The 20233-nt window shown below is 45.5% G+C and carries 16 protein-coding genes, 3 pseudogenes and 1 riboswitch; of the genes and pseudogenes, 5 read left to right on the forward strand and 14 right to left on the reverse strand.

The window, feature by feature from the left end:
* Positions 1-56: 56 nt before the first annotated feature.
* The 3 genes from GSO_RS09240 to GSO_RS09250 form a co-directional block, all read right to left on the reverse strand.
* On the reverse strand, positions 57-455 hold the full coding sequence (locus GSO_RS09240) for an iron-sulfur cluster biosynthesis family protein (protein WP_010491410.1): 399 nt from the start codon (positions 453-455) through the stop codon (positions 57-59).
* Between the two features lie 130 nt (positions 456-585).
* Positions 586-3348, reverse strand: coding sequence for a DEAD/DEAH box helicase (locus GSO_RS09245; RefSeq protein ID WP_010491411.1), 2763 nt, complete (start codon positions 3346-3348; stop codon positions 586-588).
* Positions 3349-3480: 132 nt separating this feature from the next.
* The gene (locus GSO_RS09250; protein WP_010491414.1) at positions 3481-4323 is read right to left on the reverse strand and encodes a phosphotransferase; all 843 of its coding nucleotides are present in this window, start codon (positions 4321-4323) and stop codon (positions 3481-3483) included.
* 204 nt (positions 4324-4527) lie between these two features.
* Here GSO_RS09250 and GSO_RS09255 point away from each other — a divergent pair, with 204 nt between their 5' ends.
* Complete coding sequence (locus GSO_RS09255; RefSeq protein ID WP_010491416.1) at positions 4528-5283, forward strand: matrixin family metalloprotease; 756 nt, start codon at positions 4528-4530, stop codon at positions 5281-5283.
* A gap of 105 nt (positions 5284-5388) precedes the next feature.
* Here GSO_RS09255 and GSO_RS15845 read toward each other — a convergent pair whose 3' ends face one another.
* From GSO_RS15845 to folP, 8 genes are all read right to left on the reverse strand, one after another.
* The gene (locus GSO_RS15845; RefSeq protein ID WP_010491418.1) at positions 5389-6723 is read right to left on the reverse strand and encodes an ABC transporter permease family protein; all 1335 of its coding nucleotides are present in this window, start codon (positions 6721-6723) and stop codon (positions 5389-5391) included.
* Complete coding sequence (locus GSO_RS09265; RefSeq protein WP_010491420.1) at positions 6720-7460, reverse strand: ABC transporter ATP-binding protein; 741 nt, start codon at positions 7458-7460, stop codon at positions 6720-6722. Before GSO_RS09265 ends, GSO_RS15845 begins: the two co-directional genes overlap by 4 nt.
* 18 nt (positions 7461-7478) lie before the next feature.
* Positions 7479-8039: a helix-turn-helix domain-containing protein gene (locus GSO_RS09270; protein WP_010491423.1), complete on the reverse strand. Its 561-nt coding sequence runs from the start codon at positions 8037-8039 to the stop codon at positions 7479-7481.
* 367 nt (positions 8040-8406) lie between these two features.
* Positions 8407-9756, reverse strand: coding sequence for a bifunctional folylpolyglutamate synthase/dihydrofolate synthase (locus GSO_RS09275; protein WP_010491424.1), 1350 nt, complete (start codon positions 9754-9756; stop codon positions 8407-8409).
* Positions 9757-9765: 9 nt separating this feature from the next.
* Positions 9766-10338, reverse strand: coding sequence for a GTP cyclohydrolase I FolE (folE, locus tag GSO_RS17545; RefSeq protein ID WP_010491426.1), 573 nt, complete (start codon positions 10336-10338; stop codon positions 9766-9768).
* Positions 10339-10350: 12 nt separating this feature from the next.
* A complete protein-coding gene (gene folK, locus GSO_RS17550) occupies positions 10351-10848 on the reverse strand; it encodes a 2-amino-4-hydroxy-6-hydroxymethyldihydropteridine diphosphokinase (RefSeq protein ID WP_010491428.1) in 498 nt (165 codons plus the stop codon).
* Positions 10845-11210, reverse strand: coding sequence for a dihydroneopterin aldolase (gene folB / locus GSO_RS09290; RefSeq protein WP_010491430.1), 366 nt, complete (start codon positions 11208-11210; stop codon positions 10845-10847). The genes folK and folB overlap by 4 nt, the downstream gene beginning before the upstream one ends.
* 1 nt (position 11211) lies before the next feature.
* Positions 11212-12045: a dihydropteroate synthase gene (gene folP / locus GSO_RS09295; RefSeq protein ID WP_010491431.1), complete on the reverse strand. Its 834-nt coding sequence runs from the start codon at positions 12043-12045 to the stop codon at positions 11212-11214.
* A 520-nt stretch (positions 12046-12565) separates the two neighbouring features.
* A riboswitch (Fluoride riboswitch) is annotated at positions 12566-12634 on the forward strand.
* A gap of 50 nt (positions 12635-12684) precedes the next feature.
* Here folP and eno point away from each other — a divergent pair.
* The 3 genes and pseudogenes from eno to GSO_RS09310 all read left to right on the forward strand — a co-directional run bounded on the left by eno (position 12685) and on the right by GSO_RS09310 (position 17120).
* Positions 12685-13970 (forward strand): annotated as a pseudogene (eno, locus tag GSO_RS15850) (phosphopyruvate hydratase).
* A gap of 76 nt (positions 13971-14046) precedes the next feature.
* Positions 14047-16324: pseudogene (locus tag GSO_RS15855) on the forward strand (HAD-IC family P-type ATPase).
* Positions 16325-16478: 154 nt separating this feature from the next.
* On the forward strand, positions 16479-17120 hold the full coding sequence (locus GSO_RS09310) for a DUF4767 domain-containing protein (RefSeq protein WP_010491433.1): 642 nt from the start codon (positions 16479-16481) through the stop codon (positions 17118-17120).
* 252 nt (positions 17121-17372) lie between these two features.
* Here the strand turns inward: GSO_RS09310 and GSO_RS09315 are convergent, their stop codons facing one another.
* Together GSO_RS09315 and GSO_RS15860 are read right to left on the reverse strand one after the other, a co-directional pair.
* A complete protein-coding gene (locus GSO_RS09315) occupies positions 17373-17651 on the reverse strand; it encodes a helix-turn-helix domain-containing protein (RefSeq protein ID WP_010491435.1) in 279 nt (92 codons plus the stop codon).
* Between the two features lies 1 nt (position 17652).
* Positions 17653-18006, reverse strand: a pseudogene (locus GSO_RS15860) (type II toxin-antitoxin system RelE/ParE family toxin); the annotation flags it as partial.
* A gap of 735 nt (positions 18007-18741) precedes the next feature.
* Here GSO_RS15860 and GSO_RS09325 point away from each other — a divergent pair.
* Positions 18742-19512 carry a hypothetical protein gene (locus GSO_RS09325; protein ID WP_010491440.1) on the forward strand — a complete coding sequence of 257 codons (771 nt, stop codon included), beginning with the start codon at positions 18742-18744 and terminating at the stop codon, positions 19510-19512.
* A 3-nt stretch (positions 19513-19515) separates the two neighbouring features.
* Here GSO_RS09325 and GSO_RS09330 read toward each other — a convergent pair whose 3' ends face one another.
* The gene (locus GSO_RS09330; protein WP_010491442.1) at positions 19516-20211 is read right to left on the reverse strand and encodes a hypothetical protein; all 696 of its coding nucleotides are present in this window, start codon (positions 20209-20211) and stop codon (positions 19516-19518) included.
* Positions 20212-20233 lie beyond the last annotated feature (22 nt).

Genomic DNA, 20233 nt, shown 5'->3' on the forward strand with positions numbered 1-20233 from the left:
CTAGTACCACTTATTTAAAGAATTCAGTTACCAAACAACTGACAACCTGCTTTGACTCAGCAAGTCGCGCCACTCATCAGGATGCCCTTTTTGAATGCCGCTAACACATCTGACCCCTTGGCAATACGAACGCTGCCGTCTAAATAAGCATGCGCGTCGTCTTTGATACTGATGGCGCCATTCTTAAAGTCCATCGCCAAACCGCTGGCAAAGAAAATCATGTCATAGTCCGAAGTGTACAGTTGCAGACCGGCGTCATTGTCCAACTTCACTTGATAATCCGGATCCGGCTGGTCGAGCACAATCAAGGTAAACTTCGTGCCAATGCTGCAGGCACCGCCTTGTAACGAATACCGCCCGCCGCCGTCATCGGCAATCAACAGCAAAACCTTCTTATCAAAATGCTTCTTCTTCATCAAGTCAACAAACGACTGCGATAACTTAATCGATGCCATCATACCGTCACCTTTCCTGTTACTTACTTTTAGTGTGACACTTATGCGGGGCAAAATCAATTGTGCGCGGTTAATTATCTTGTATTCTTTTTAAATATAGGCTGCAATCAGAGTTTTGATACTAACAATCTTAAAGATCAAGCCCTCTAATACTTTGAGCGATCATTTTCTGAAATTGCTCGATAAAGGCAGGTTGGTTAAATTGAATGGTCATACCACTGTTTCGTTGAAATCCGGTATCTGATGAGAACCAAAGCTGATCATTCCCCAACACAAGACAGTCTGGTAGATTACCGCTGTAGAATGTATAAGTCACACCGTCTAACCGCTTGAAGTTGGTACTTTCATATTGATCTTGGTTGAGAATAACATGAACTTGTCCGTGATTGCCTTGAACAATGGCGATCGCTTTCTCCATAAAGCGAGAAATACGATTGCCAACAACGGTCGTCTTGTCGGCGGAAGGTAACATTCGATATAACGTCTTTTGATAACCACCGTTGTACACCTGCATCCCCGTCTGTTTTGAATACTGATCATCAATGACTTGATAATCCAATCGCTTATATTCCTTGAGCCGCTTGCGGTACATACGCGCAAGCATTGGAATTGATGGATCAACATAGTCGTAAACCCGCAATTCTGGCTTGGTGTTCAATGAACGTTGCATGCGTCCTAAAAATTGCACCATTATGCCTTTCCATGAAAATGGCATGGCCAAAATTATGGTATCGATACCACCTATATCCATGCCTTCCCCAGCATATTTTCCCGTCGCAATCAACGCATAGGCCTCATTTGTTTTGGCTACTTTTGTAACAACCTGATCATTTTCTTTCGCTTTTTGCCCACCATAAAGTTTATACACCTGTTTCTCAGGCAATGCGGCTGCCAACTCATCCACATGCGCTCTTAGATCCGTTAATAAAAGAACATGCCGACCTTCAGCCAAGCTTTGCCGGATGTCTCTGAGTATCGCCTGATTTCGTGGTTCATCATGCAGCATGGCTTCACGGTTTTGCGCCAAACTGTTTGTTGCCATTTCAAGCGACATCATGCCAAGACTCGTATATCGAGGAACAACGTGACGTGCAACTTCAAGCGCAAATCGGCTGTCAATTGCCTCTGTTTGGTACCGAATCGGACCGTAACGCATCACCAAAATCGGATCCAAGCCATCGCGCCGATAAGGAGTGGCGGACAAGCCGTATAAATAGTGCGAGCGAATGCACTTGATCACCTGATCATAGGTGTACGCTGCGTCATGATGGACTTCATCTGAAATAACCATGCCATAGCTATTTAAAATATCTTGAGCAGGCGCGTCCCCTGTCAATGACTGGATTGTCGCAACATCAATAACCCCACTACGATTTTTCTTGGTTCCAAAAAAGGTGCCGATCGAATTTTTTCGGCGTACGCGGCCAGTCGGCGTGAGTTCTTCAAAGAGCGGCGCTGTATCGACTTTTAAAAATTGGTTTAAACGACTGACCCACTGTTCCGCCAGAACCTTATTTTTGACTAAAATCAACGTACTGACTTGATGCTTAGCAATCAAAGCTGCCCCGATGACGGTCTTGCCAAAACCTGGTCGTGCCTGCAGGATACCATCTGATTCTTTTTGCAACGCATTAAAAGCCGGTTGCTGGTCGGAACGTAATTTCCCTACGAATGAAACCTTAATTGGCGCCCCTTTGATCGTTTTATCCATCCATCGAATATGCGGAATCAACCCGCGCAACCGGGTCTCCAATCCACGTGGAAGAATCAAGTATTGTTGTTTTTCTTCGAACAAACTAATAATCCTAGGAACATTGTAGGTGGACTGGCGCTGAGCTTCATGTTCATAAAACTTTGGATTATTAAATGACGAAAGGTATTTAAGCGCGGCAACTTGTTTATCGGTTAAATGTGTCCGATCAATGTAAAGTGCGTTTGCCCGAATAATCGTCAATTTTTGATCAATCGTAAGCGGTTGTGTAAACAAATCTGTCTCGCCGGCTTGGTCGTCATTGTAAAGCCGAAAAATATTTTGATTAGCCAGTTTCTCCAGCAAGTGATCAATCATCGCGGCACTGATCAACCCAACGCGTTCCAATGCACCCCACTGATCTGCCAGTGGTGTGAAATGATCATCAACAAAGCTCGACTTTCCTTCCAGTCGGCGTTGCCCGTGCAATGGCCCGGCGATCAAGTTACCAATTTGATGATCACCAAGCACACTTTGACTGGGGAACATCCGGTCAAAGGCAGAAAACTGGATATTGGTATTCACGGCACTTGCCGCTTTCAAAATGGCATCGCCGAGACGCCTAACCAGACCAGCAGCAAGCGGTTGATCAAAAAAGAACCAAATATGGCTGCCATTACCTGATTGTGATAACTCGACAAGACAAGGTATCGCATATTTATCACACAGCGTCTTAACGCCCTTTGTCACAGACTGCCAGTGCTGACCTTCATGATGACCGTCAAAGTCAAGAATGAGCTGTTTTGTGAGATTCCCCTTCAGCATCGGATAAAAGCCAAGGAACTGTATGCCATCCAAGTGATCGATAATGTCTTGATCTGTTAACGGTGCGTAAGCATTTTTGACAGGATGCCCGTCTTTAAAAACAGGATACGGACCATAGATTTCCTTTTGTGCCTTTTTGTTAAAATACCGATGCGCATACACATCCGTTCGGCCAACAATCCGTTCTTTATAAAGCGCAAGGTGAGCACCTAAATCATTGCCCATGCGAACTTGTAACTCGCGCTCAGGAATACAAAAATATTGTCGACTGATCGGATCTTGCAAGATAACAATATCCCCACGTCCTTGCGCCCCAAGATCTTTGGCTTTGTTGACGTAATCATACTGCTTGCCGGCTAAAGTGTATGTTCTTCCCATATGTGACCTTTCATCATCTTGTGTTAGGCATAAAAAGCGCTATCATTCTTGCGGTTAACATTACTGACAACTTTACAATATTCACAATCACTTTGTATACAGGAAGATAAACTTTACAGAAAAGAATTTTCTTTACTTCAATTTTCTAACTAGCTGCACTTGATCCCAAAAGTCTTGAACATGTTCCGGCGCTTTCTCCACTGCAACTAACATCCCCTTCGCTAGCCACAACTGAACAGTCTCCAAAAAGATGCGCCGATCATGTTCCTCGATCCCCGCCAAGTCGCAAAAACGATCCCTGTACACCTTGACTACATTCTTTTCTCGCGGCATGAAGCTATCAAAAAGCGCGGCAAAGTCCAGAAACCGAGGGCCGCGACGTGCCTCACCAAAATCGATAATCGCAACTTTTTCGTTGGCCAGCGGAAGTAAATTCCAACGACCGAGATCGCCATGCACCCACGTTTCCTGCTGGCGGTCAATTATTTCGAGTTGCGCGATCATCGGTGTCAGTTGTTCATAAATGCCGGGCCAATTTTGGACTAAGCTAACTCGCTGACTTTTCCAAAGTCGATCCAACGAATGCGAATCGTCAGGCGAGCAAGGATATTCAAATCGATCAAGTACAATCCGAATCTTTCGGTAACATGCCAACGTTGCGGTTAATGATGGCTTCATCGCGGCTTGCTCCCAATAACTCTGAACGCGATACACCTGGTGATCCACCGTCACAAACTGTTGCCCGTCTGTGGTCGACAAAATTGCTGGCGTTACATCGCGATCTTCTTCCTGAATCGCCTGCGTTAAGGCAAATTCGAGGGAAGCGCGGGCAACATCGGAAACCGTCTTCACCAAAACCATTGCCATATCAGTCTCTACACGCCACGCGCGACCACTTTTGCCATTGGTCATTGGCGTCACTTTTTTGATCTGCCCAAGGCCATAGGCATTTACGATCCGATCTAAATCAGGCATGATTCTCCTCCATCCATTTTTGCGAATGGCTGTGACGAAGCCTTTTTCATGACGAATTGGCAGTTTTCGGGTATGATCATCTCACCACTTGTCAAATCGACATACTCGTTCAAACATCAGCCTAAAGCTTCACGACAAGTCTTCCAAATTAGCATAGAATAACAGTAGATCTTCGGCAAACTTCTTTTAGAAACGAGGCCATCCATGAAACACCGCAACCGCTTATTCTGGGTGATCGTGCTTGTGGCGGGAGTCTTCTTAATTTATAGCACAGAGAGTCCGCTGCCAATTGCGACGCGCGAAACTGTCAAAAACGGCATCGCCCAAGTCTGGAACACCGCCACACGCACGGTCTCTGGATGGTTGAATGGCAATAATCAAGCTAACCAGGCCAGCCAAGCCTCATCTGGTAGCCTGATAGCCAGCAACACCAGCCAATCAGCAACTTCGACCAGTACCTCAGCCGACACCACCCCCGCCTTAAATATCGTTCAAGGCCGTCACCTCAGAAAAACTTATTACTATCACTTTGATGCCAACTTGCCGCAGTCAGAACACAACGTTTTCAACGAAGCTGTCCGTGCCTATAACGCAACCGGCATCGTCAAACTCATCCCTGGCAAGGGTCAAAAGAATGACAACCAAATTACTTTTTCAAGTTATCAAAAAGGCATGAGTGAGCAGGATCTAGGCGCCACCGAACTTGGCGAAGGCGGCCCGACCATCATTGTTGAAACCATGGGTACGCAGGTCACAGTCATCAACCATGCCCGCGCCAGTCTCAACCTCACCTATCCGGCACAATCCATCAACGAAGCCGTTGCCATGCATGAACTGGGCCACGCGCTCGGCTTAGATCACAGCAAGTCTCTCGACTCGGTCATGTACCCGATCACGCGTGGGGTCACGCAACTCTCTAGCGGCGATATTGCTGGGTTGAAAGCAATTTATGGGCAATAAATACGACTTCAAAAAGGCAACGCCACCGGCAGAAATAGCTTGTGGGGCTGCCTTTTTATAAAACCTGAAAACGACACGGCTTCACTGACCAGTTGGGCAACACTTTTAGCGATTCCTAAATAGCACCGCCCACCGTTGAATTCCAATCCAATCAATGGCAAACAAGATCAATCCCACTGCAATGGCCATCAAACATGGGAGAAGGAACATAAGACCAAAATCGATATTCACAGTTAAACCCGCCTTAGCACAGGCAGTAGCTAGTAACCCATACAAGCTAAGATTGCCGACGACGGCAACAACATAGAAGCCTACTGAACAGATGATGCTTTCAGACAAACGTTCCAGCATCAATTGTCCGGTAGTGAATCCAATCTGATGCAGTTGATTTAAATTTGCTCCCTGCTGCCTTCCCCTTAACATTGCCACTGATACGATATTTGCAACGACTATGATGATCGGCGCGCCGACATAAACAATAAATGAAAGCAGCGCATTTTGAACATCTACTCGACCTGCTGGTGTAAAACCATACAACGAGATATACAGGCCGATGCCAAGTGTCTGGACTGCCAAAATGGGCACAAGCATTGTCGCCAGACGCTCTGAATTTGTAACGACTTGATAGCTCGCCGTCTGTATAATTGCCTGACGTTTTGAAGGGAGATACTGCATCAAGAAGATAAAGAAGTGCGCCAACAGTTGCCTACCTGCAGCCAGTTGCAAGACAACGAGCGCCACAAGTGCTAGGAAAAATTGATTGCCAGCTTCCTGCGTCATCTGATCAAATGACTGTCGCACGGCTGGTTGAAGCATTATCCGTCCACCGGCCACAAGCAAGCCAAGAAATGCCAATCCGCCTAAAATGAATGAGAGGTGTATGTAACGGTGACGATGGCTAGTACCAAGCCGTTTTAACGCGCCGCGGGTCTTTGCGAGCCCCGAGACAAAGCAGGTTGCCGCAACAATGGCACACGTTTCGACCAATCTCATTAACGAAAAATGAAAGGGTGCATTCGGCAACCATTTTTGACCAAAAAGCTGTTGTAACAACCCATAGAACGGCGTGACTGTCATGATGCCCAGAAAGTACCCGGTGAACCCGCCGATACTGCCGAGAAATGCAAGTTGCACGGCAACCAATAAGGTAATTTGTCGCGGAGCCGCTCCTAAAATGGCCCAAAGCTCGTAATCCTGTCGCAGAATTCGCAAAACACCGCGAATCACCCCACCAAGTACGAAGAAAAGCGTCATGCTGCCAAAGATCATCGGTATGATAAATAAAGGCTTAGGATCGTCGACAAGATCGCTCAGAGTGCCTAGACCGACAAAACCAGTCATGCAAAATCCTACCAGCCACCCAGCAACCATAAAAACAAAACCGGCCGTTACCCAAACCCGCCACGAATAACGAAACTGCAACAAACTTGCCTTAATCATGGCGCCACCTTCTCCGATTCACGCATCGCCGCAAACAATGCTTGCTCCGTGGGGTGATTGAAAACCGCATCAATCCGGCCATCATGTAAGATAACAGCTCGATCCGTATGCGCTGCCTGTTCAATATCATGTGTCACCATCACGACACACACGCCACTATCTGCCAGTGCCCGTAATCGAGCAAAGATAACCTGGCGAGAAATGGAATCCAAAGCGCCAGTCGGTTCATCAGCAAAGATCACTTTAGCATGCATCATTAAGGCTCTAGCGATAGCCACTTTTTGCTGTTCACCGCCTGATAATGCAGCCGGTAGCTGAGATAAATCCGCTTTAAACTGCAAATCGTTCATTAATTGCTGCACTGCTTCACGAGTGACTTTTTGGTGCGCTAACTGCAGAGGCAACACGATATTGTCATATGCTGGCAAGGCTGGCAACAAATTATACGATTGAAAAATATAGCTAATTGTATTTCTGCGTAAAATAGCCATTTTTCGTTCAGATAATTTGCTTAATAACTGACCGTTTATTTGTACTTCACCATATGTAGGTCGGCTCAGTCCGGACAGGCATCGTAACAGTGTTGTTTTGCCAGAACCAGAAGGCCCCACGAAGCTCACAAATTCGCCAGCGGAAGCCTCCAAATCAATGCCATGCAGAATTTCGAACTCTTCGCCTCGACTTCCTTGTCGTTTAACGCTTTTTCTCACATCTATTGCCTTCAAAATAACTGTCATCACTGGCACCTCCTGGCATCAAGCGTGATCGTCATGCGACTTTGGCACCACTTCGTAGACGATCGCGTCAATGTTGTAACGATAATAAGCACGCAAAATTCGGCCCAGATATTTGGTGATTTTCCAAAGAATCGGCACCACCAAAATAGCACCGCCGAGCATGACTAAGCTGAAAACCATTCGCGTTATAGTAAACGCTTTGATCCCGGCGATAGCCTGCCAGATTACGGCACCTGGAGCCACTAAACACGCACCAACACTGCCCCACAAAGTAAGTTGTAAGGACACAAGCAAAACAGCAGGGATCCAGAAAAATAAAACATTAAAGAGCAAACTGCCCAGAAACGCAAAGAAATTAAAGTGGCGCGCCACAATCCGGTCTTCGCCAAAGAAATAAGCAGCATCAACATTAAATAATTTGGCCAAATCCTGCACAGCCTTCACTGGTGGTACGTGCTTGTTACTTTCCCAGCGCGCAACTGTCTGCTGCGTCACATAAAGCCGTTCAGCCACCTGACTTTGGGTCATTTTCTTTTCTTCGCGTTTTTTCCGAATTCGTCGGCCGATTGACTCGTTCATCGCAACAACTTCCTTTCAATGGGACACCTTTAGTAAGCCATGAGCAGTCACAAATAGCTAACAATTTATTTGATAGGTGCCAAAATGCCGTGATATGACAGCATTCTCCTCATATAAATTAAACCACTATTTCCCGGGAAAGGTGCTTGGCATTTTGTTGGGATGAGTTCATTGTGGCCATTTGGAAAAGCTGACACCAACGTAAACAGTACCTAGTCGAAAATTGGTAACACAAAAAGAAGGCAGATTCCTTCAATGTTGAGAGCTTATCAACATTGAAAGGTTCTGCCTTCTTTAAATTGTCGTGTTCAGCAAGCAGTTAAATAAGTCTTATTCGCCATCCTTTACAGGCACAAAGTTTCAAAACTTATGATTGGCTGGCGCTATCTTCCTCCCACTGCATCTTAACTTGATTAATAAAGTAAAAAGACCCCACCGCAACATAAATCATCTGGTCGTCTGCATTCGCACGTATATAGTAAACTGCGTCACTTGCGCTGGGAGCATTGTAAAGTGCAAGATCCTGTTGTATTTTGTCATTCTCTACAAAAATACGATACAACTCATCAGAAGACATCGCGCGCTCCGGGTTGTCTGGCTTTGAGACCACAAAAGTCGCATGAGGTAAATCAAGCAGCCTGTCCACACACAACGCAACTTGTTTGTCGCGCAAGAAACCAACGAGAACCGTCAACTTGCGGTTGGGGATCACTGTCAGAAGTGTCTTGACCAGCGCATCGATGCCATTTACATTATGCGCACCATCAATGACGAGCGTGGGCTTGCTGGAGAGCTCCTCCATTCTGCCCGGAAACGTCGCCGAGTTGATCATCGCTACAATCGAAGCATCCTTAATTTTACGCGGCTCGCTCGCGTTAAAAGCGCTGCACCATTTGAGTACCGTCGCAAGATTGTCAATCTGATATTTTCCCGCAAGTGAGAACTTCAAGGCACGATGCCAGCGACCATTGAGGCGAACATCAATTAAGTTAGACGCTAGATCGCTGGAGAGCAGGTTGATTTCGAAATCTTGATCCACCCACAACTTTGCGTGTTGCTCTTTGGCCCGCGCCGCGATGATGTCATGAGCAACAGATGCCTGCGCAGGATAATCGATCACGATCATCGAATCCGATTTAATAATTTTAGATTTGGCCGTCGCAATTTCTTCGATCGTATTGCCGAGAATCTTCATGTGGTCGAGCGCAATTTTGGTGAAGACAGCGAATCTGACGTTGCTCGTTGCATTAGTCGCATCAAGCTCACCGCCTAGCCCGCATTCGATAACGGCATAGTCCACGTGCTTCTGCGCAAAAAAGATAATCGCCACCAAATACCACGTCTCAAAAAAAGAAATGTCAGCCTGCGTCAGATTCATTCCAGCCATTCCCTGAATCAAAACGTCGTACGCAGCGAGAAACTCATCCTCAGCAATCATCCGCCGATTGTATTGAATATCCTCACGCTCATCAAGAAGCAACGGACTCGTAAACAGGCCAACTCGATACCCTTCATTCTGCAGTATCTGAGCAATCATGGTTGATGTTGAGCCTTTGCCATTCGTCCCACAGATATGAATGTTGGGAAACGTCATATCCGGGCTCCCCAACTGCTTCAAAATCCTTCTAAGCAAATCAACCCGATTCAAGGAATCATCATACAGCATCACCCGGGGAATACGCGCTAAAACCTTACGATAGCTATCATGCTCGGTCATGATGTCACCTCACTGATTTTTGATTTCCTGCAAGAATTCCATACGATAGTCCTTATTTTTAAACGCGCCAGAGAAAAAGGACGTGAGCGTGTGACTGTTCGCCTTCTTGATACCGCGCATTTCGGTACACATATGCCGGGCCTTCACGACCACCGCCACGCCTTGGGGATCGACTAATTTTTGCAGCTCCAAGCCAATTTGACTGGTCAGGTTTTCCTGCACGTTAGGCTTTTTGGCAACATAGTCGACGAGTCTGGGAATTTTGCTAAGTCCAATGATCCGGCCATTCTTCGGCATGTAGCCAACCGAGACACTGCCAAAAAACGGAAGCAAATGGTGTTCACACATCGAATAAAACGGAATATCAGCAACAACAACGAGTTCCCCATCATTCGCCATGGAACTGTTGAAGACTTTGCTTTCAGTAAAAGCTTTCTGATGCAGAGACGAAAACATTTCTTCATAGGCGCTCGCGACTCGCGCAGGCGTTTCCTGCAGGCCCTCCCTATCAGGATCATCCCCAATCGCAATTAAAATATTGCGTACGCTCGTTTCAAGTAACGCCCGATCAAACGGCTTCATGTGAGCACCTCTTTAATTCTCTATTTTTCTAATCTGCTGTGTCTCTTGAATCTTCGTAATGGCATCATGAATACGAAGGACCATTTCAGTGTTCCCATCGAAAACTTCTTCAAGTGGCTTTAGAACAAACAGACGATTAAACATTTCATGGTGAGGAATCTCGAGACGCAAAGTCCGGATCGTCTCTTCATCATAAAGTTCAATGTCTAAATCCAGCGTCCGCGGCCCCCAATGGATCGTGCGCTTGCGTTTGAATCTTTTCTCAATCTGATTTAACGCATCCAGCAGTTCAATCGGTGTATAACTGGTCTTGATTTTGATAACACCATTCACAAAATTTGCTTGCGCTTCATAACCGACTGGGCTGGTATCGTACCACGAAGAGCTGCCGGTCACTTCAATTTGCGGATCCGCGTCAATCACATCCACCGCTGCCTTAACCGTTTGCAGGGAATCGCCGAGGTTACTGCCAATGCCAATAAAAGCCGTATGCTTAAAACCAGCGCTCATACGGTGATGCACACCTCCGCATTATCAACGATGCCGTTAATCGGAAGGGCGATCTTTTTAATCGACAACGTCAACGAACTGAATTTATCCGCAAATCGAGCTTGCAACGCCTCAACGATTCTGACGCCCAACGTCTCCAGCAACTTGTCCTGCGACAAAGACACCTCATGCGCGATGATTTTATAAACCTCACCATAGCTGATAGTATTGGCTAACTCGTCAGCTTTTAAAATCGCAAGATCCGTTAACTTCAGCGTGATTTCCGCCGATATCGCGATATCCTGGCCGATGGTGCGTTCTTCCGGATAAACGCCAATGTGCGCATGGAATTTTGCCGAATTGAGCCTGATCACAACTGTCATCCTACGCCCTCCAAATCTGATTCAGCATGGTCAAAAGCTGCTTGGCCTCGGCCACTTCATGCACCCGCACAAAGTCAACACCTTGAGCCGCCAAGTGCGCCGTGACAGCCTGCGTCCCCGCCAAGCGCCCGGGAGCGATACTTCCGGTTAAATCGCCGATAAACTGTTTTTGGGAATAGCCATAGAGCATTGGAAAATCATCACTTAACTTCTTGGCTTCGTTGATGACTTTCAAATTCCCCGCCAGATCCAGTCCATACGCATACCCAAGTGCCGGATCAAACAAAACCCGCTCGGTACCAATGCCATATCCTTGCAAAAGCTGTTGTTGCGCATTGAAAAAGTCTTTCAACTGATCCAACGCCCGGTCAGAATCCAACATTTTGGGGAATGAATTGTGGGCAAGCACCAAGCCCATTGAGGTATGGCCAATCATGTCAAGGATGAGCTTTTCGGATGCCTCATCCTGAAAAATCAAGTTGATGACATCGACGCCAGCCTTGATCACACCCGCGACCACTTGCGGTTTATACGTGTCCACGGAAATCGGAACGTTCAGCTTCCCTTTTAACGCCGAAATCACCGGTAAAATCCGCGCCAGCTCGACTTCCGCGCTAATTGGCTGACTTCCAGGCTTCGTTGTCTGCCCGCCAATGTCGATCATGTCAGCGCCTTGCGCCACCAAAGATAAAGCATGTTCGACCGCCAACTCAGTACTTTCATACTTCCCGCCATCATAAAAAGAATCTGGCGTGACATTAACAATTCCCATAACCTTGGTCGTACCATCAAGCGGCAGTTTGAAGTTATTTGCAATAAAATAATCTGGTTTCATCTTAATCTCCTTTGAGACCCATATGGATTGATCAGGACGTGTGCCATCATTCTGGAACGAAATTGCAATGGTGATCGGTGTAACAAGACTTGTGAAGCATTTGTTGCCAATCGCGGTGTGTTATAGAAGCATTTTTCCCTTCATATAAAAGACGCAGTAAGCGAACTATCAGTTTGCACAATAGGCCACCGACATTTTTATAATCAATTGTCCACAATGGAAACAAGAATTAATGTACCATGCAAAAAGAGTTACCGCAATTTTTTGATCATTAAATCGTTCATACCTTTTCTGACCGATCATCTCATGTTCTCTGCATTCAGTTCATTGTTAAACTTCTAGCAGGATTGACATTTTGAAAAAGTCGCGTCGAATCAAGGTTCTTCGTTTCTCAAATAAAAGAATATTCCTTTACGGGTTTTCTGTGGCAAAGAGTATTCGCAAGATTTTCTCGAGTTCCATTCTTAAATCAAGTCGGGCTTGCATAAAATCGAACACGAGCGTAGGCTATAGATGTTAAAAGTTAATAGGCGATGACGTTCGCCGCTAAAACTAATTGGTAAATTAATTTGATGACGTCTATTGTATGGTTTTTGCGTACAGTAGACGTCATCTTTTTTTACCGGAAGGAGATCTATTATGTCAGTAGTCATTGAATCTGTGAAAGCACGTGAAATTTTCGATTCTCGTGGCAATCCAACTGTGGAAGCAGATGTCGTTCTTTCCGACGGCACACTAGGTCGTGCAGAAGTACCATCAGGTGCGTCCACCGGAGAAAAAGAAGCTGTAGAGTTGCGAGACGGCGGCAAACGCCTGCAAGGTAAAGGCGTTGCCAAGGCTGTAACTAATGTTAATACCGAAATCAACAAAGGCTTGCATGGAGCAAACCCGTTCAATCAGGCACACATTGATCAGTTAATGATCGACCTAGATGGCACTCCGAATAAGGCACGTCTCGGTGCTAACGCAATCTTAGGTGTATCTATGGCTACCGCCCGCGCAGCCGCAAATAATCTGCACATCCCGCTATACCGCTATCTAGGGGGAACCGACCTAGAGCTACCACAAACTTTCCACAATGTAATCAACGGCGGCGAACATGCCGATAACGCCATCGACATTCAAGAATTCATGATTACTGCTGTCGATCGCTCTAGCTTTCGTGACGGTTTCGAAAAGATTGTCAACACTTACCATACGCTGAAAAAGTCATCGAAGCTGCTGGTTACACTACCGGTCTCGGTGACGAAGGCGGCTTTGCGCCTGACCTCAAGAATTCTGAGGACGCTTTGCAGATGCTGCATGACGCGATCATTAAGGCTGGCTACACCCCTGGCAAAGAAATTGCAATCGCCTTTGACGCCGCGGCATCTTATTTTTACAACCGTGACACTAAAAATTATGACTTCGAAGGCAAGACGTACAAACCTGAACAATTAGGAGAATATTACATTCACCTACTGGACAAGTTCCCTGAAATCATCTCCATCGAAGACCCTTACGGCGAAGAAGATTGGGGCCATTTCGCGTCTTTCACTAAAAAGTATGGCAACCGTGTGCAACTGGTCGCAGACGATCCGGTCTGCACGAATCCTGTCTTAATTAAAGATGCTATCAAACAAGGCATGGCTAATAGCATTTTGATTAAGCTCAACCAAATTGGCACCGTTACGGAAACACTCGAAGCAATTCGTTTGGCTCGAAAAAACGGTTATACAACTATGATATCCCACCGCTCTGGAGAAACAGGCGATACCTTCATTGCTGACTTCACCGTAGCCACCAATGCTGCTCAGCTCAAATCTGGCGCTCCGGCTCGATCCGAACGAGTGGAAAAGTATAACCAGCTACTTCGGATCGAAGAAGAACTCGGTACTGATGGCACACGTTTGGCCCATTTTCCCGATTCTGTCGACTTCGACTAATTAGTCTAATCAATCCAACGGCCGAGCATTTACGTGCATTCGGCCGTTTTCATCGTTGAGAAAAAAGGTGCCTACTATGTTAGACAAAACAAATTTTCATGGTCTCAGTCAGACTGAAGCCGAGAAACGACTGGCACGTGACGGACCCAATGAAGTTGCCGAAAAACCCTTCAACTTTATGAAGGCGATTCTGTCGCGACTATGGGAACCAAGCGCTTGGATCCTTGAAGGTGCATTAATTGTTGAACTCTTGCTTAGCAAAGGTATTCAAGCTAGTTTTATCGTTTTGATGCTGCTATTCGCAGCGACTAATGGTGCAATCCAATCTCGCCGCGCCAATGTTGTGCTCCGCGGCCTCGCTCATGATCTCACCCCCACCGCTATCGTCAACCGTGACGGTAAGTGGACCCGCTTAGCAGCTCAAGCTTTGGTGGTCGATGACATCATCAATCTTCGTCAAGGCAACATCATTCCTGCTGACGTACGTTTACTGAAAGACACCCTCAAAGTCGACGAAAGTACAATCACTGGCGAATCCAAGGCCGTCACTCACATACCAGGTGACACCGCCTATGCAGGCACTGAGGTTCTTGCTGGCAATGCTTTGGCCGTTGTAACGTCTGTTGGTGCTGCCAGTCGCACAGGTAAAACCATCAGTTTGGTCAATCAAAGTGGCGCACCTGGTCACTTGCAGAAGCTGTTGGGTAAAATCATTAACTATCTAGCAGTCCTGGACGCAATATTAGCGGTAATCTTGATCATAGTCGCCGTCATACGCCACGAGAACTTGGTCGCCATGCTCCCCGTTCTTGGCGATGCTTTTTATCGGTACGATTCCGATTGCCATGCCATCGAGTTTCACTGTTGCCAATTCAGTTGAGGCCAAGGTATTAAGCAAAAAACAAATTCTGGTGGCCGATCTTAACGGTATTCAAGAGGCAGCCAATATGAACCTCCTATTGGTTGATAAAACCGGCACGATCACCAATAACAAGCCGGTAGTTGTGGCATTTTACAACTGGTCAACATTAACGGATAAAAACTTAATCCAACTCTCCGCAAGTGCGCTTGATTCTCGCAACCCCAGTGTGATCGATTCAGCAATTTTAAATTACGCCTTGAAACAACGTATTGATGCCTTGCCACAGAACAAGTTCTCTCCGTTTACGTCTGCAATCGGTTATTCGCAAGCCACCGTAGTTAGCGACGACATGAACGTCACCGTACGGCTTGGGTCATTGAAGAAGCTAGCAACACTTGCTACCAATTGTCCAGACCTCTCTGTTGTGAACTACTCTGATGGACGCACGACTGCCCTTATGGTTAACTCGCAGCTAGCCGGTTTGTTCATCATACAAGACCAACCTCGAAAAGACTCCGCTGCCGCAATTCAAAAGATTCAATCTCGTGGCGTGAAAGTGCTCATGCTAACAGGTGACAACCAGAAAACTGCCGCAAAAGTGGCTCAAGCAGTTAGTCTCAACGGTGAAGTCCGTTCGTACACCGACGTCACCATTGACACTAACATCGTGTCCCTCGCCGGGATCGCCGATGTCACACCCGAGGCAAAGCTTGCCATAGCCAAGCGTTTGCAACATGAAGGCTATATTGTGGGCATGACAGGCGATGGTGTCAACGATGCACCGGCCCTGAAACAGGCCGACGTCGGCATCGCTGTCAACAACGCCGTCGATCTCGCTAAGCGTTCTGCCCGCATGGTACTTTTGAGAAATGGTTTGTCTCCAATCATTGAAATTCTCGACTCCGGCCACCGCGTCTATCAGCGTATGATGACGTGGACAATCACTAAACTGTCGCGCACCGCTGAGCTCACAATTCTCCTAACTCTCGGCTATCTGCTAATGCGCTTCATACCATTGACTTTGAACGCCATGATCCTAGTTGCCATTTTAAATGACTGCGTGACCTTAGTCCTCGGCACTGACAACACCGCCATCACATATCAGCCAGAAAGCTGGAGTCTTATCAAATTGGGTAAAGTTTCTGGCATTTTGGCAGTAAGCTGGTCAGCAGTCGGTTACGGTTGGCTGACATGGTTACATCATTTAGACATAGCCACTGGCCAAATCAGCACCGGCCTCTATGTTTATCTTATCTTCAGCGCTATGCTAACAATTTTGATGACCCGTACCAAAAAGCCATTCTGGGCTAGCACACCCAGTCGCGCAGTTACTGCCGCTATCACTATCAACTGTTTACTAACACTCCTCTTAGCGGTCAGGGGCTGGGGAATTGCTGCAATCAATCCCCTCTTAGTCGGTTTAGCAATTTGCATCGTTTTAATGACCGGCACTGTGCTAACAACGTTTAAATTTGTAACCCGTCCCAGGTAGTAACTCAACTAAACTCATAACGGTTTCTAAACCGCTGGATATTACCACTTGTCGGATGGTTTTTTTACTTGCTCTGACCCGACGAAATTAATGATTAACCTTAATCTGGCCATGTATAATTATCCATGAACATAAAGATCATCGGAGGAATATCATGAAAAAGTTAACAATTGGCCTCACAGCACTGCTTTTCGCATTGGGCTTGTCAGGCTGCGGTAATCAGCAAAAGACAAGCACACCAAGCAAGTCACAGGTCTCCAGCAGCAAGGCTTCTACTTCATCGGCATCGAAGCAGCCATCTACATCAAGCCAAGAAGCCGCAAAGTCCAGTCAGAGTGTCAGTTCAAGCAGCCAACAATCTGTGTGGTCAAGCGCCAAGGGTCAGCAACTTGCCGCATTCATGAGCGAGTGGGAAAAGACGATGGGCCAGCAATACGAAAGTTACTGGCAAGGCAACAGTGCTGATATGTACGGGCTGAAAATTCCTGACGAATTATCCCAACCAGATGGCACAAACGGCAAGATGGCACTGGCAGTCGGTGACAGAGCCGTTACCTGGGCACTCAGCGCAAACGGCCAAAGTAATGCCGAATATACCATTGTCGCCATCTATTCAAACGCAGCGCACGCACGTTATGGCGGTAAGTACGTCTATCTATTTACGCTGCACAATGGCCAGCCTGAGGCACTTGTTACCGGGCAGAATCAGGGAAACGAGAATAACTGGATATACTTTGGTGAAACGCGGAATGAGGCGTTGCGTGAGGGATTTGCTAAGATTGTTAAGGGCGATTAAAGCTGCAGAAAGTCTATTTTTACCATTAATCCATAGATAGTTCGGAGAGCTCTTTACCCACTTTCTTGTATTGGCACTGCTTCTTTAAATCAAATAAACCCTCATAAAAATGTTTCAAGGGAACACAAAAGGAGGATCTGTTGCGATCCTTCTTTTGTGTTCCTTCACTAGACTTTTTTGAATTTAAACAAAAGCGGCAGTGTCGAAAGTTCAGAGACCCGACGCTCACAAGCATTGGGACATCTCTATACCTTAAGTGAATTCAACTTTGAGTTTCTTGCCAAGTGCAAAGGCAATTTTGCTCATAGTATCGAAGCTAGTATTCTGGCCGTGTTCAATCCGTGCAATTGTTGATTGCGGAACATGAGCGCGCTTTGCCAGTTCCCGTTGCGTCAATCCAGCGCGTTCACGCGCATTCATCAATGCCACTGCACTCTCAAGTTTGGCAGATTCGGCATCGAATCCCGCCTTGAACTCAAGGTCTTTAAGTTGTTCAGCGAGATAATCGTCAAAAAGAATGTCCTTTGTCATGTTACTTACCTCCCAAATTATCGTAGTATTCTGTCCTGAGTTCTTTGGCATGATTAAGCTCAGACACTGGCGTCTTCTGCGTCTTTTTTGTGAATCCATGCGTCATCACATAATGAGAACCTTCAGTGTGAAAGTACAAACCTCGCTGGATATTCGAGCCCGTTGTCCGAAGCTCTAAAATACCATCTGAGATTTTTTTGATCCACATTTGCCGCGCCGCCACTTGCAAGCCAAATTTCTGCGTCTTGGCAATTATGGCGAGTACTTTTTGCTTTTCCACCGGTTTCAAATTGTCTAAGAATTCTTGGAATTCATTATGGCCACTTGGACGCGTGTTAAACTTAAATTTATGATTTCCATTAGTTACTTATACGCCTATCTAAGCCAAATATAGATATATGCTATCAGCACTCAGCAATAACTCAAAGATTTTAATGACACACTTTAAAAAGGTGTCGAAATTCTCTTCTTTGCCTGCTAACAAGCATCCACGGTATTAGAAAAAATGATTATTAAGGGCATATAAGAATTTAACTCCAGTCTATAAAATTCTCTGCAAAGAGTGGTTAGCCCTTTGCCAAAAGCAGTTTGTCCTGTATGATGCACGTATGGGACTCCTCTTGCTCTGTTTTGCTTGATCATTAAACAGTTTAAGGGTTGAAGCTCCTATTGTTGTACCCTCAATTAGCCGAAATAAAACGCATCGAAATAATGGCGATTACTTCCAGCAGCCGGTAGAGGCCTCGCTGGAAGTAGTCGCTCCTATTCGCGGGCATGTTGCCGATATAATACGCGTCGCGAAAAGCAATCATTTCCACTCAAATGAATCTTTAACGTCGCTAGGTCGCATAATCATCTAATTTCTTTGTTTCAGCACCTAATTTAGCAAAGTTTGATCTTCAGTGCTGTACTATCTAATTCCAAATAAGCGCGCGGCGAAAGTGCCGCCCGATCTCGACAGTAGTGAACAAACAGACAAAGTTCTTGTCTGCACCGTGATGCAAAAGACATTCCAGAACCAAGAGGGTATAATTAAAGCCTAAGAATCTTTGAGACCATTGGAAAGACAAACAAAGGAGCTGCAAAACTGATGTCAAAAATCTTTAAAGTTTTGCTCATCCTCGTCTCCATCATCTGGACGATCTGGAGTGTAGCAAATGCTTTTCTAAATTCAGGGGTAATGAACTTATTACCTTTAGCGAGCTTGATTCCAGTATTTGCCGCCCTTTACAGTGAGGTAGACTGGATTTATATTCAAGTTAATAAAGTGCGATCATATTTTTCAGCAAAGACAGTTTCCTTTACTCCCAAGTTTCAATACGCTGTTGGAGATGAGATATCGGTAGTTCAAGTCAAAAAGAATTTAGACGAAACATTAATAAGCCTTGGGCAGAAAGTGAATACCAAGAGACAACAAAAATATTCTGAAGGACTAATTCATTATGATATCGTCACAGAGTCAGGATTATCATACGATCTTGATCTGACAGTCTTAGATCAGGAGGAATTAACACTTCTCATCTTGAAGGTGCATTACCAAGTTTCTTACAGGGATGTTAACAAAACATGGAAAGAATTCTGCGGATTACAAGAAGCTTTATTCGATAACTTCGCTCGCTCTTCAGAATCAAAGCCTAGATATGACGTGACAATTCAGACAAATATCAAAAACTTCAATCCCTTCTATCGCCTAACAATTAGGCGACTTGGAAAAGCTGAAGTTAAAAATTTTTTGCTAAGGTTTACAGATAATCAACTTACAGTAACTACTTCACAGCATAAAATATATGCAAGCTCTGATATGCGATCGGACATCGACAAAGTGGTTAAAGATTATGTGCCGCTCTCGAAAATTCTTTAAACTCTATAGCGTGAGCACGCCAATCTCTTGAAGTACTTCAAGAGAAAACTCCAACATTGGGTATTCTCTGCCATCCATGTCAACTAACGAAGTAAATGACATCAATGTGCCAGCCTGTGAAATCATGACAGTTCTACCACGTCCCTCTATATCTAATGTCCCTATTATTTGGATTGCTGTATCATTCTGCAAAGCTTCCACAGCCTCTTCATTGATGTCAACCTCATCTCCTGAAAAGTTTTTACGAGTGACGCCTTCGTCAACCGTTGAAAATCTAATCCCCCTTGTTTGTGGCATTCTGCTGGAGATGTTCTTCATATCAAGGTGTATTGTTTGGTAATCTAACTCAACATCATCTTTCAAAGCCAATTGTTTAAGAAACTTTTTTGTAACTGGTGTCGTTGCGTCCGAAAATAGTATTTGCTGTTTGCTGGAGTAGAAAATATTAAAATCAACCGATTTTTTGTATTGATTATACTCAACATAGCCTTCAATATTCGTGTCGTAGACTGTAATATCGTCAATGATATCCTTAGTATACTGACATTTGTACTTTTCAAAAACTACGCGTCCCACCGTGAGAGTGTGCGAATCTCGCTGAATCGAACCAAGCGGGACATTTGCTTTCGTTATCTTCACTAGTCCCTTTGGAATAACAAATTGAGTTACACGGCGAAACGAAATAGAAGTAGCTGGCATTTTCTTTTCCTCCAATTTTCTT

It is taken from the genome of Lacticaseibacillus zeae DSM 20178 = KCTC 3804 (assembly GCF_000260435.1).
GTDB lineage: Bacteria > Bacillota > Bacilli > Lactobacillales > Lactobacillaceae > Lacticaseibacillus > Lacticaseibacillus zeae.

Bases quoted from the DNA above. Each gene is read 5' to 3' on its own strand.
- GSO_RS09315 (WP_010491435.1), bottom strand. From the start codon at position 17,651: ATGACAAAGGACATTCTTTTTGACGATTATCTCGCTGAACAACTTAAA.
- folK (WP_010491428.1), bottom strand. From the start codon at position 10,848: ATGAGCGCTGGTTTTAAGCATACGGCTTTTATTGGCATTGGCAGTAAC.
- GSO_RS09255 (WP_010491416.1), top strand. From the start codon at position 4,528: ATGAAACACCGCAACCGCTTATTCTGGGTGATCGTGCTTGTGGCGGGA.
- GSO_RS09245 (WP_010491411.1), bottom strand. From the start codon at position 3,348: ATGGGAAGAACATACACTTTAGCCGGCAAGCAGTATGATTACGTCAAC.
- folB (WP_010491430.1), bottom strand. From the start codon at position 11,210: ATGACAGTTGTGATCAGGCTCAATTCGGCAAAATTCCATGCGCACATT.
- folE (WP_010491426.1), bottom strand. From the start codon at position 10,338: ATGAAGCCGTTTGATCGGGCGTTACTTGAAACGAGCGTACGCAATATT.
- GSO_RS09250 (WP_010491414.1), bottom strand. From the start codon at position 4,323: ATGCCTGATTTAGATCGGATCGTAAATGCCTATGGCCTTGGGCAGATC.
- GSO_RS09310 (WP_010491433.1), top strand. From the start codon at position 16,479: ATGAAAAAGTTAACAATTGGCCTCACAGCACTGCTTTTCGCATTGGGC.
- GSO_RS09275 (WP_010491424.1), bottom strand. From the start codon at position 9,756: ATGACCGAGCATGATAGCTATCGTAAGGTTTTAGCGCGTATTCCCCGG.
- GSO_RS09265 (WP_010491420.1), bottom strand. From the start codon at position 7,460: ATGACAGTTATTTTGAAGGCAATAGATGTGAGAAAAAGCGTTAAACGA.
- GSO_RS09325 (WP_010491440.1), top strand. From the start codon at position 18,742: ATGTCAAAAATCTTTAAAGTTTTGCTCATCCTCGTCTCCATCATCTGG.
- folP (WP_010491431.1), bottom strand. From the start codon at position 12,045: ATGAAACCAGATTATTTTATTGCAAATAACTTCAAACTGCCGCTTGAT.
- GSO_RS09270 (WP_010491423.1), bottom strand. From the start codon at position 8,039: ATGAACGAGTCAATCGGCCGACGAATTCGGAAAAAACGCGAAGAAAAG.
- GSO_RS15845 (WP_010491418.1), bottom strand. From the start codon at position 6,723: ATGATTAAGGCAAGTTTGTTGCAGTTTCGTTATTCGTGGCGGGTTTGG.
- GSO_RS09240 (WP_010491410.1), bottom strand. From the start codon at position 455: ATGGCATCGATTAAGTTATCGCAGTCGTTTGTTGACTTGATGAAGAAG.
- GSO_RS09330 (WP_010491442.1), bottom strand. From the start codon at position 20,211: ATGCCAGCTACTTCTATTTCGTTTCGCCGTGTAACTCAATTTGTTATT.